Below are 11,663 nucleotides of genomic sequence, written 5' to 3'. Positions count from 1 at the left end.
GCCGCGCGGGGCGCGGCCGGGGGGCGGAGGTCCCCACAGGGGGTGGCTCTCCACCTCCCTGACGTGGCCGGGCAGTTCCCAGGCGAGCGGTTCGCGGCCGGTGCCGGTGACCGCTATGACCTTGAAGTCGACGTCGGGCATGCCCTGGACGAGCTGGTCGCACCACACGCTCACTCCGCCGTGGCTGTGCGGGTACGTTCCCTCGGTGAGCAGGGTCACCGTGGGAGTGTCGGATGCCGTTTCGGCAGGCGGTCCGTGCATAGAACTCGGTTCTCTCCAGTGTCGGTGGTGCATAGGGTGGTGCGGCACGGAGGGATGGCGGTCCGGGTCAGCGCCGGTCGGCGTCCCCGGGGCCGTAGGGCACGCGGGCGGTGACGCCCTTGGGCACCGGGAGGGCGCTCGCGGCCGGCGGCTGCACGCGGGCGGTGGCGGAGTTCGGTGCGCCGGCGGCCGGGGTGGCCTCGGCGGGCAGGGTGAGGTCGAGCCGGTCCTGGCCGGCGGCGGGGGCGGCCCAGCCGGAGCGCAGGCCCGCGTAGGCGTCGCCGAAGGCGGCCTTGGTGTCGTTGCGGAGGGTGCCGCCGGGCAGGGTGGCGTTGAGCTGGGTCCCGGCGGGTGCGGAGACGGTGACGGTGCTGCCGATGCGGTAGGCGGTGACCTTGCCGGCGGCGAGGGCGGCGGCCCAGGCGGCCCGCTTGCTCATCTCCGTGCCGATGTCGCGCATGCGGAGGTTGACCAGCGGGGTGTTGTCGGCGTAGAGGCCCGCGTAGTCGGAGAGGACCTTCTCCAGGACGGTGTAGCCGATCCGCTCCTCGGCGAGGTTGGACTGGTGCATGAAGTGCGGGCGCGGGTCGTTCGCCAGGACGTGGCCCATGGCGATGCGGGCTTCCAGGGGCGCGATGTACGAGGAGAAGCCGGTCTTCACGTCCAGCGGTGCCTTCAGGCAGGTGGTCGTGGTGGAGTTCTCGCAGGTGCCGCTGCCGCCGTCGGCCTTCTTGGTGTACAGCCAGTTGTACTCGTCGGTCTGCTCGGTGGCCTTGCCGACGTTGTAGTAGACGTTCATCGGGTAGCGCGGCACGGTGAGCGCGGGGCCGACCTGGCGCTGCCGGCGTTCGCGGGAGTCGTCGCTGGCGACCCAGCCGACGCCGTTCTGCGTGAGGGCCGGTGCGAGCTCGGGGTTGTCCTTGTTCTGCTGGGGCAGGGTCTTCAGGCCGGAGTGCTCGCCGGTGACCAGCTCGTCCCTGTCGAGGGTCAGGCCCTGGCGGGCCGCCCAGTCGAGGTTGTTGCCTATCTCGCCGTTGATGGTGGTGCGGCTGACCCAGCGGATGTTGCCGAACAGGTCGGTGGCGCACTTCCACGGCACGACGGTGGTGTTCTGCACGCAGCCGAGGAAGGCGTGGGTGTAGGTGTGGTTGATCCATCGGAAGGACTTCTGGTCGGCGCGGAGCTGGTCGAGCAGCGGGTCGTAGGTGCCGCCGTGCTCCGCCTTGAACTCCTCGCTGCCGACGCCGTTGTAGGCCAGGTCGATCGGGAGGTTGTGGCTCTGCGACCACTGCTTGGCGTACTGCGCGTCGGCGGCCGTCATCCGTATCGGCGGGCTGTCGGGGGCGGGGTTGCCGGGGCAGTCGACGTCGCCGGGGGTGCACTTGCGCTTGACGTCCCAGCGGTCGTCGGAGGCGAAGACGTCGTCGACGTGCACGCCGAAGTAGTTGCGGGAGGCGCCCAGGTGGATGCCCTGGGTCAGCCACTCCACGATGCCGCGCGAGACCAGGCGGAACTGGCTCTGGTACTGGTTGGCGATGAAGGTGACAACCAGTTCGCTGCGGCCGTCGTGGGTGTACTGGCCGATCAGCGAGCCGCGCGCGGTACTGCCGGGGATCGGGGCGTCGAGGTAGCTGGTGTAGCTCGCGCCCTGCTCCTGCTGGGCGAGGGGCGCGGCGAGATAGCCGTAGCTCTCGTTGACCGAGGGGTCGTTGTCCTCGAAAGGAACGTTTTTCTTGAGGTAGCCGAAGGGTCCTGTGGCGCCGTCCGCCGTCACCTGGGCGGTCCTGCCGTCCAGGGGGCCGCTGTAGCCGGAGCCCTGGGGGCTGTTGAGCCCGACCCGCGGGCTCGCGTACGTGTAGGCGTCGACCTGCCGGATGCCGAAGCGCTTCTCGAAGGAGGCCAGGGCGGCCATCTCCGGGGAGCCCGCCCCGAAGGGGTTCTCGTTCGGCAGCACCACGCCCTGGAATCTGGCCCGCGGTCTGCCGTCGACGGTGTCGCTGAGGAACGCCTCGTCGATGCGCGGGCGCCCGCCGTCCGTAAGGTCCACCGCGGTGTACGGCGTGCCGGCGCCGTCGAGTTCCGCCCGGATCGCCTCCGTGGCGGGCCCGCCGTCGTCCACGACGAGGACCCGCAGGTCGATCCTCGGCGAGGAATCGGCGGCGTGCGCGCTCCCGGCCGGAAGGGCGACGGCGAGCAGGGCGGCCGCAGTCCAGACTGCGGCAAGGCGGGTCGTACGACCCATAGGTTTCTCCCCCCAGGACGGCGGCGCGCACGGCGCGGCCCTCCGGTGTTAAAGGCACGTGCGAGCGGCGCCGGAGGCCCGGCCCGCACATCGAATTGATCCCCTGTTGGTCCCCGGTGGCACGGCTCCGCAGCGGTCGCGCCTCCCCACCCGACCGGCTGCCTGTTCCCCCCGACGGCACGGACACCGATGCCCGTGACGGGCCGCACGACCGGAGCCGGACCGCACGGCACAGCGCGGGCGGCGGGCACAGGCGTGCCCGTGCCGCGGCACCGAGAGGCACTTGAGTCCCTCAACAGTCTCTCGACCGCCCAGGCATATAGTGCGCCATGCCCGGGGGTCTCGCTGGCTCACTGGCCATCAGCGGAGCGGAATTGGCATGTGCCTGGCCGGAATTGAGCGCCCTGCGATCACCCGCTCCGGCCCGGCCGGGACCGCCGCGCGCTCCGGCGGGCCCGCCGGTGACCTGTGGCGATTCCGCCGCCCGGAAGGGTCGCCCGGCTGTGCGCCCCAGGGCGCCCCAGGGGTACCGTGAGCGCCGGGCCGCCCCGAGATCGGCCGGATGACGGCCGTCCGACTTTTCTTCCGTATCCCCTGATCGCCTCATACATCCCCCCGGCCGCCGCCGTAGACGATCTCACCGGGCAAGACGGCCCTGCGGGCCGGGACGCAACCGGAAGCAACTCCTCGCCCTCTAAGTAAGGTTGCCCTCCTTCGGGGCGGCGACCGCCCCTGCCCCTCCCGCCCCCCGCTGAGGTCCGGGCCTTCCCCGAGGTGGGGTCCAGGAGGCAGGGTGGGGGCATGAGGCTACTGATACTCGGCGGCACGGAGTTCGTGGGCCGCGCCGTCACCGAGGCCGCGCTGGCCCGCGGCTGGCGGGTGACGGTCTTCCACCGGGGCCGGCACGCACCGCCGCGGGGCGTCACGGCCCTGCACGGCGACCGCCGGGAGGCGGACGGGCTGCGGGCGCTCGGTCGGGGCGAGTGGGACGCCGTCGTCGACACCTGGTCCTGGGCGCCGTCGGCCGTGCGGGACGCGGCACAGCTGCTGGCCGGACGCGCCGGGCGGTACGCCTACGTCTCCAGCGGCTCGGTGTACGCCTACCCCTCGCCGGCGGGGCACGACGAGGACTGGCCCGTGGTGGACGGCTCGCCCGACGCCGGCGAGGTGGACTACGCCGCGGCCAAGCGCGGCGGGGAACTGGCGGCCCTCGGCGCCTTCGGCGACCGGGCACTGCTGGTGCGGGCCGGGCTGATCCTCGGCCCCGGCGAGAACCTGGGCCGGCTGCCGTGGTGGCTGGGGCGGATCGCGCGCGGCGGGACGGTGCTGGCCCCCGGCCCGCGCGACCTGGGCGTGCAGTACATCGACGTGCGCGACCTCGCCGCCTGGATCCTCGACGCCCTCGGCGCGGGGCTCGGCGGCCCGTACAACCTCGTGAGCCCTCCCGCGCACGCGACCATGGGCGAACTGCTGGAGGCCTGCGTCCGTGCGACCGGCTCCGGTGCGCTGCTGCGCTGGACCAGGCCCGAGGAGATCCTCTCCGCCGGCATCGAGCCCTGGACCGACCTGCCGGTGTGGGTACCGCCGGGCGGCGAACTGTACGACGCGCTCCACCGGGGCGACGCCTCCAAGGCCCTCGCGGCGGGGCTGCGCTGCCGCCCCGCGGCCGAGACCGTGGCGGCCACGTGGGCATGGCTGCAGGAGATCGGCGGCCGGGCCCCGCTGCGCCCGGACCGGCCGCCGGTGGGGCTCGCCCCGGAGCGGGAAGCGGCCCTGCTGGAACGGCTGGCGGCCGCCGGCTGAGGGACCACCGGGTGGAGGGCACGCCTTCCTCTTCAGATATAAGATGAAATTCCGTCTCAAAAGACTAAACCCCTTCCCCTGATTGCCCGTCTCTCCCGGAGTAACGCCCTCCAAGAGGAGTGACTGCCGTGGGTCTGACGTCCCGGACGTTCCTGATCGTCCTCGTGCTCGTCGCCGTCGCGGTGAGCGTGCTCGCGCTGTGGCTGTGGCCGCGGGTCGCCCGGAAGGGGCCACTGGCGTGGGCGGGCCGCCTCGGACTGCTCGCCGTGACGCAGCTCGGCATCCTGGCGGTGCTGCTCGTCGCCGCGAACAACGAGTTCGGCTTCTTCTCGACCTGGAACGAGCTGCTGGGGCGCGCGTCCAGCAAGCAGGTCCTGCAGCAGGGCACGAAGGACGGCCGGCGGCCGCCCGCCCTCGCCGTGGAGGGCCAGGAGTCCATCGGGCTCAAGGGCACCCGCGAGAAGGCCGGTCAGGTGGACCGCGTCCGGATCCAGGGCCCGGTCAGCGGGCTGAGCATGGACGGTTACGCCTACCTGCCGCCCGAGTACTTCCAGAAGGAGCATGAGAAGGAGAAGTTCCCCGTGGTGGTGGTGATCACCGGCCAGCCGGGGGTCTCCAAGAACCTCATCACCCAGCTCAAGGTCCCGCAGACCGCCTCCTCGGCCATCATGAAGAAGGAGATCAGGCCGACGATCTACCTGCTGGTCCGGCCGTCGGTGGTCGCCGACCGCGACACCAACTGCACCGACGTGCCGGGCGGTCCGCAGGCGCTCACCTTCTTCAACGAGGACGTGCCGCTCGCCGTGTCCGACGTGTACCGCGCCTCCGACGCCCCCGGCAGCTGGGGCGCCGTCGGCAACTCTACGGGCGGCTACTGCGCGCTGAAGCTCGCGATGACCAACCCGGCGCGCTACGGCGCCGCGGCGGGCCTGTCCGCCGACTACTTCGCACGGCAGGACGGCAGGACCGGCGACCTCTACGCGAGCAGCAAGGCGTACAAGAACGAGAACGACCTGACGTGGCGCCTGGAGCACATGCCCCCGCCGCCGGTGTCGCTGCTCGTGGGCACGAGCAAGAACGAGGAGAACTACGGGCCCAGCCTGAAGTTCGCGCAGAAGGCCAAGGCGCCGCTGAAGATCGACAAGCTCGTGCGGGACGAAGGCGGCCACAACTTCCAGACGTGGCGCGAGGAGTACCCCGTGGTGCTCAGGTGGCTGGACAAGGAACTCAAGGAGCTGACGGCTCCCCGTGAGGGCGGCCGGTAGCGCTCACCCCTGCCACGCGGCCTCTTCGCCCCCTCCTCCCCCGAAGACACAACGCGCCAGCGTGAGGCCGGATGCGGCGCCGAAGGGCGGCCCTTCGGAGACGGACCGCGCACGGGACCGTGACACCGCCGTCATCTCCGGCGCACGGGCCGCGCACAATCGCGAGCCACGCTGGGAAACCGGAGCAAACGAGGAGTGAACGCCCATGAAGCAGGAAATCCGCCGGTGCGCGGTGACGATCCTGGTGGCCCTCGGCGCCGGCGCCCTCTCGCTGTACATCGCGGTCGCGGGCGACGGCGACGGCAGGACCGTCACCGCCGCGAGCCGCTTCGCCTCCGGGTACGTGCCGTACGCCGCGATCGTCGCCCTGGTCGCCGCCATCGCCCCGACCGCGCTCCATGCGGTCGTACGCGCGGTGACCTCCCAGCTGATCATGGTGTGGGGCTACTACACCTGGGGCCCGATGGTCACCTTCTCCTCGACCCCCACCATGGCCACGCACTACGCGGAAAAATGGACCCAGGTCGCCTTCACGGCGGTCCCGGTCGCGGCGCTGGCCGCCTACGCCGTGGGCTGGTCGGCGCGCAGCCTGCTGAAGGGCCGGTCCCGTTCGGCCACCCGCCCCGCGGGGCCCGCGGCGCGCAGGACGACATCGAGGGCCGCGTCCGGATCGGCGGCGTAGCAACTGCTGAACCAGGCCATGTTCGCCTCGACGACGGCCCACCGGGGCCCGTCGCCCCCGGCCGACATGAGACCGACGTCAACGACGACCGCGCTGGGCAGCGTGTGCCCTGCGGCGTCGGTCAGCCGGGCGGCGAAGTCGAGGATTGCGGCGCGCTGCGGGTGCTCGTCGAGCGGCACGGCGTCGAGGCGGCCGAAGACGGCGTACTGGCTGCCCGTACGCACTTCTCCGTCCAGCAGGAACAGGCGCACTTCGCAGTGCCAGGCGACGACTTCGCTGATCTGTACCGGCGTGCACGACGACAGCCCGGGCCCGGCGGGCAGACGGCTGCCGTCGCCGTAGACGGCCGCCGGAAAGCTCTTGGCGGTGGGCGGCTTCACGAAGGCGGGGACCGCGAGCGCGCGGGCTTCGGCCAGGGTGGCGGTACGGATCGCGCGGCCGGAGAACGCGCGGGGCAGCTCGGCGAGCCATTCGTCGGCCGGCTCCAGCAGACACAGCCCCAGCCGGTCGCGGACCCGCGCGGCGAAGAGCGGGCCTCCGTAGTAGTGGGTCGCCCCGGCACCCCCGCCGCAGAGGTCCGCCGGATCCGCACTCGGCGGGAGGGTCTCCACCCGCATGCCCCGTCGCCGGGCCGCGGCTGCCAGCAGTTCGGCCGTGGAGGAGTGTCGCGGCGCGAGTGCCAGCCGGGCGGCCGGGTGGGCGGTGGGCACGGGAAGGCTCCAATCTGCCCATAGTGCGGGATAGTGACCACAGCTCAGGAGCCGATCGTTCCGGTTTGGTTCCAGAGCTTCCGTGCGCCCTGCTGGGCGGCTTGTCGGTGTGCAGATAATAGGGGCCGCGTTCGGGCGGGGCGGGCCCTGTGGCCGTTGCCGCCGGAGCGCGCGGTACGTGCAAGAACACCCGGAACACCGATGGGGGCGTCAATGAACGCTGAGCTGATGGACGACGAGCTGCGGGCGGGTGCGGCGGCACCCGTCGTACGGCGGCGGTGGCAGCGGGCCCGCCGGGCGGCCGTCGTCGCGGCCCTGGCGCTGGGCGCCTCCCTGCTGGTCTCCCCGGCCTCCGCCCAGGCGACGGAGCAGGCCCGTCCGGCCGCCGCCGTCGCCACGGTGGAGCGTCAGGCCGGGACCGCTGCGGGGGCGGAGCGCACGGGCGCCGCGTCCGCGCTGCAGGCCTCGCACGGGCACGGGTCCGCCAAGAGCCACGTGACCACGGCGGCGAAGAAGCCGAAGAAGGACAAAAAGAAGAAGAAGGGCTTCTTCAAGAAGCTCGGCATCTTCATGATCATCGTGATGATCCTGGTCTTCGTCTTCGTGATCGCCATGATCATTCTGGCGATCGTCCTGATCCGCAAGGCCCTCAAGCGCCGTCGCCCCTGAGCCGAGCGACGGAAACACGCGTGCGGGGCGGCCGGGCCGCCCCGCACGCGGCCGTCAGCGGACGGTCTGGTCGCCGTCCGGCACGTCCTCGACGGTCACCAGGGCCCGGGGCTGCCCGAGACCCTGGGCCACCGCCGCGGCGATGCCGCCGGGGTCCGGCGACTGCGGGAAGGGCACGGCCTCCCCGTCCCCGTAGCTCTCGATGGCCTTGACGAAGTAGCTCGGGTCCCAGGCCCCCACCGCGCCCCTGACCTCGACCGCGCGCACCGGCCGGCTCCCGGCCTTGCGCTTCAGCTCGGACAGGATGCGGTCGGAGCGGAGTTCGCCGGGCACCTGGAAGAGGCTGGCGTGGGCGCCCACGAGGCCGCCGTCGCGCAGCCGGACGGTCACCGTCAGGCAGCTGGTCACGCTCGGGTAGAGGATCGCGCCGCCCCGGGCGGCCTCGGCGACCTGCCCCTCGGTGATCCTCACGGGGGCGGTCACGCCGCCCTCGGCCCCGGCCGCCGCCACGGCGACGGCCCGCGCCGGTGGCTGGGCCGCCTCCGCGACCGTCCCGGCCGCCGTCTGCGCGGCCACGAGGACGGCCACGGCGGCCGCCGCCCGCTTCACCCTCAGAGCGGATACCGAAGCCGGACCGGGCGCCGGAGCTTCTGTCGTCGAGACGTCTGTTATCGCATTCACACGATCATTCTGCTCGTACGCCCTCAGACCGCCGACTCCGGGCCGAAACGGCTGCGGACCGCGATCTGGACCTCGTCCTCCTCGGCCGGATCCGCGGCGAGCCGGCGCAGCTGCTCGACGACGCGGGCGTCGGCGGTCGCCGCGTGGTGCGCGGCGAGCTCCCGGGTGCTCTCCTCGCAGTCCCACAGGCACTCGACCGCGAAGCCCTTGGCGAACGACGGGTCGGTCGCGGCCAGCGCCTTCGCCGTGCGGCCGCGCAGGTGCGAGGACGACGTCTCGCGGTAGATGTGCCGCAGGACGGGCGCGGCGCAGGTGATCCCCAGCCTCCCGGCGCCCGGCACGAGGTCCCACAGGACCGGCGCGTCGGGCCCCTCGGCCCGGACGGTGCGGCGCAGGGCGCCGAGGACGAGCGCCGCGTCGTAGGGGGCGCCGCGGGAGGCGAGCATGCCGGCCGCCGCGCCGCCGAGGGCGTCGCTGCGGTGGATCCAGACGCGGGCCCGTTCCAGGGCCGCCGTGCCGCGCATCCGCTCGAAGGCGGTGACGGCGGCGTCGGCCACGAGCTCGCCGGGCTCGGCCGCGGCGGTCTCGATGAGGTCGAGCGCCTGGGGGTCGTCGTGCTCGGCGAGATAGCGGAGGGCGGTGGCGCGGGCGCCCTCGGGGCCGAAGGCGGCGGCCTCGATGATCTCCAGCCGGTCCTCCGGGCCCGCCACGGCGTTCAGACAGCGGGTCGCCGGGACGTGGCGCAGCTGGACGGGGTGCAGGCCGAGGCCTTCCTGGGCCCAGTCGAGGACCTCGCGCACGCTCCAGCCGGGCCGTGGGCCCGTGGGCCGCAGCTGGCGCTGCCAGCGGTCGAAGGAGCCCTGTTCCTGTGCGGCGCGCACCCGGTCCGCGGTCGCGGGCGACTGGGCGGCATCGGCCCACAGCCGCCAGGGGCGGGGCTCGAAGGCGTCGCGCACGGCCGCGGCGAGCGCCTTGTCGCCCTCCGGGCCGGCCGGGAAGCGGGCGAGGATGCTCTCGCCCAGGGCGAGCAGGCCCGCGTCGTCGTCGCGCAGGGCGAGCTCGTCGAGGGCCCAGGCCCAGTTGGCTCCCGAGATCGCGTACCGCCGCAGCAGCAGGAGGGCGTCCTGCCGGCCGTACGAGGCGAGGTGGCCGAGGACGGCGAGGGCGAGCCCGGTGCGCTCCTCGGCGGTGTCGAGGAGGTCCTCGGCGTCGAAGAGGTGCCGGTCGATCTCGTCGAGCCCGGCGTCGAGGTCCAGACACAGGCGCGCGTAATAGAGGGAGCGGTTCTCCACCTGCCAGTCGCGCCTGGGGTCGCTGAGGAGGCAGTGGTGGAGCGCCGCGAGCGCCTCCGCCCGCGGCGCCGCGAGGGCATGCAGGGTCCCGTCGCCGCGGCCTCGCTGAAGGAGGCCGAGCAGGGTGCCGCTGGGCGCTATGTCTGGATCGAACATGGGGTCAGCATCCGGTGCGGGGAGTCGGCTGGCAACGGGATTTCCGTCGTCCGGCATTCTTGCCGGTGTCCACCGGTGCTATGCGTGGTGAACAGGGGGAACTCGAGGTCGGTCGAGCGCCCCGCAGCCTACCTGGAGTGAGGGATTCCGCCGAGCCCTGTCCGATTTGCCCGCTCCTCGACCACTCCGCCCCCACCCGGACCGGCCGCACTTCCCGTAATTGCCCGGCTACACCCAAGGGGAAGCTTCGCCGTCACTTCGTCCTGCCGAAGGCATATGCCTTGGACACCACCGGATCGGGTGTTGCCAAAGCCCTTACAGGCCCTCGCTCGCTGTGCAACAGTCGTTACCGGCCCACCCCGCGGACCCTACGGAGCCGGCCGCACCGCGCCCCCCAATCGGAGTACGAGATGCCGTCCCCCCTCCACGCGGACTCCTCCGCAGCTCAGCCGCCCGAGCACGGCACGGTCGACGCCCTCATCTCACAGACCCGCGAGCTGCGCGGCGGGCTCGACGCCGTGCGGCGCGAGGCGGCGGGCCCGCAGGAGCCGGATGAAGCCCGGCGGCGCTGGCACCGTGCCCTGTGCGACCTGGCCGCCCACCACCTCGACGATCTCGGTGAGCACCTCGGCCGGCTGCGCGAGGGCCCGCCCGCCCCCGGCCCGGTCGACGCTCCGGGCACGGTGCGCACCACCGTGCCGGCGCCCGCGGCCCCGGCCGGCACGGCCCCGGCCCGGGCCGGCAGCGCCGAATGGAACCTCCTGACCGACGAGGCCACCTGGTCCGACGAGCTGTTCGTGCTGTTCGGCCGCAGTCCCGAGGACGGCCCGCTCACGCTGGACGAGCTGCCCTCCTGGCTGCTTGAGGAGGACCGCGGCCTGCTGACCGCGATGGTCACCGGCTGCCTGGTGGACGGCAGGCCCGTCGACGGCGAGTTCCGCATCCTGCGCGGCGACGGCTCGGTCCGCACGGTGCACATGATGGGCGAGCCCGTCCTCGGCGCCGACGGCTCCACGGCCTCCATGTGGGCCGTCTTACGGGACGTCAGCGATCTCCGCCGCAGCCGCGATGCGGTGGAGGAGACGTGCCACTCACTGCAGCGCCGGGAGTATCTCGCCCAGGCCGAGCGCCGGCTCGCGGTCGAGCTGCAGGAAGCCGTGCTGCCGCCGTGGCGCGGCTCCCTGCGATTCCCCGAGGGTGGCACCCCCCGGTCCGACGGCTCGCCCGGCGCGCTCGACCTCGCCGCTCACTACCTCCCTTCCGCCAGCAGCGCCCTCATCGGGGGCGACTGGTTCGATGCCCTGCGGCTGCCAGGGGGGCAGACCCTGCTCAGCGTCGGCGGTCTCACCGGGCACGGCGCCGCGGCCACCTCCGGCATGGCCATGCTGCTGGGCGCACTGCGCGGCATGGCCGTGACCGGCGCCGAACCCGCCCCGCTCATGGGCTGGCTCAACCACCTCCTCGACGCCTCCGCTCAGCCCGCCCTGGGCAGCGCCGTCTGCTGCCGCTACGACCCCGCGACCCGCACGCTGACCTGGTCCCAGGCCGGCCACCCCGCTCCCCTGCTCTTCCGCCGGGGGAAGGGCCGTGCGCTGCAGCCGCCCGAGGGCATGCTGCTCGGAGCCGTATCGGATGCCGCGTACGGACAGGCGGAGGAGCTCCTGGAGCCCGGTGACGTCCTTCTGCTGCACACCGACGGACTCTCGCCCCACAGCGCCGGACCCTTCACCGGGACCGTCACCGACCGCCTGCTGGACTTCGCCCCCCGGTTCGCCACGGCGAAGTGCGCACAGGAGTGCGTACGGGCCGTGCTGGAGGAGTTCGGCGGCAAGGAGCGCGAGGACGACGCCTGCCTGTTGATCGGGCGCGTCAACGGCTGAGGTCGTCGGCGTGCACCGGCGG

9 protein-coding genes are annotated in these 11,663 nt (G+C 73.2%); 4 read left to right on the top strand and 5 right to left on the bottom strand.

The window, feature by feature from the left end; translation table 11 throughout:
* Both ACSNOG_RS05820 and ACSNOG_RS05815 read right to left on the bottom strand, forming a co-directional pair.
* Positions 1-261 (bottom strand): DUF3492 domain-containing protein (locus ACSNOG_RS05820; protein ID WP_436751440.1); only part of this gene is annotated, 261 nt, incomplete at its 3' end.
* Positions 262-328: 67 nt separating this feature from the next.
* A complete protein-coding gene (locus ACSNOG_RS05815; protein ID WP_436751439.1) occupies positions 329-2,503 on the bottom strand; it encodes a hypothetical protein in 2,175 nt (724 codons plus the stop codon).
* 801 nt (positions 2,504-3,304) lie between these two features.
* On the opposite strand from ACSNOG_RS05815, the gene ACSNOG_RS05810 reads away from it, so the two are divergent.
* Together ACSNOG_RS05810 and ACSNOG_RS05805 are read left to right on the top strand one after the other, a co-directional pair.
* Positions 3,305-4,306 carry an NAD-dependent epimerase/dehydratase family protein gene (locus tag ACSNOG_RS05810; RefSeq protein WP_436751438.1) on the top strand — a complete coding sequence of 334 codons (1,002 nt, stop codon included), beginning with the start codon at positions 3,305-3,307 and terminating at the stop codon, positions 4,304-4,306.
* 128 nt (positions 4,307-4,434) lie between these two features.
* A complete protein-coding gene (locus ACSNOG_RS05805) occupies positions 4,435-5,571 on the top strand; it encodes an alpha/beta hydrolase (protein WP_436751437.1) in 1,137 nt (378 codons plus the stop codon).
* Positions 5,572-6,132: 561 nt separating this feature from the next.
* Here the strand turns inward: ACSNOG_RS05805 and ACSNOG_RS05800 are convergent.
* Positions 6,133-6,870: an ATP-grasp domain-containing protein gene (locus ACSNOG_RS05800; protein WP_436751443.1), complete on the bottom strand. Its 738-nt coding sequence runs from the start codon at positions 6,868-6,870 to the stop codon at positions 6,133-6,135.
* 306 nt (positions 6,871-7,176) lie between these two features.
* On the opposite strand from ACSNOG_RS05800, the gene ACSNOG_RS05795 reads away from it, so the two are divergent.
* Positions 7,177-7,632: a hypothetical protein gene (locus ACSNOG_RS05795; protein ID WP_436751436.1), complete on the top strand. Its 456-nt coding sequence runs from the start codon at positions 7,177-7,179 to the stop codon at positions 7,630-7,632.
* Between the two features lie 54 nt (positions 7,633-7,686).
* Here the strand turns inward: ACSNOG_RS05795 and ACSNOG_RS05790 are convergent, their stop codons facing one another.
* Positions 7,687-8,241 (bottom strand): hypothetical protein, encoded by a 555-nt coding sequence (locus ACSNOG_RS05790; protein WP_436751435.1) that lies wholly within the window; start codon positions 8,239-8,241, stop codon positions 7,687-7,689.
* Between the two features lie 95 nt (positions 8,242-8,336).
* Positions 8,337-9,761 carry a HEAT repeat domain-containing protein gene (locus tag ACSNOG_RS05785; RefSeq protein WP_436751434.1) on the bottom strand — a complete coding sequence of 475 codons (1,425 nt, stop codon included), beginning with the start codon at positions 9,759-9,761 and terminating at the stop codon, positions 8,337-8,339.
* Positions 9,762-10,171: 410 nt separating this feature from the next.
* Here ACSNOG_RS05785 and ACSNOG_RS05780 point away from each other — a divergent pair, with 410 nt between their 5' ends.
* On the top strand, positions 10,172-11,641 hold the full coding sequence (locus tag ACSNOG_RS05780; protein WP_436751433.1) for a PP2C family protein-serine/threonine phosphatase: 1,470 nt from the start codon (positions 10,172-10,174) through the stop codon (positions 11,639-11,641).
* Positions 11,642-11,663 lie beyond the last annotated feature (22 nt).

This window comes from Streptomyces sp. URMC 124, from assembly GCF_051386455.1.
GTDB lineage: Bacteria > Actinomycetota > Actinomycetes > Streptomycetales > Streptomycetaceae > Streptomyces.
This window is presented reverse-complemented; position numbering and strand designations above follow the sequence as displayed.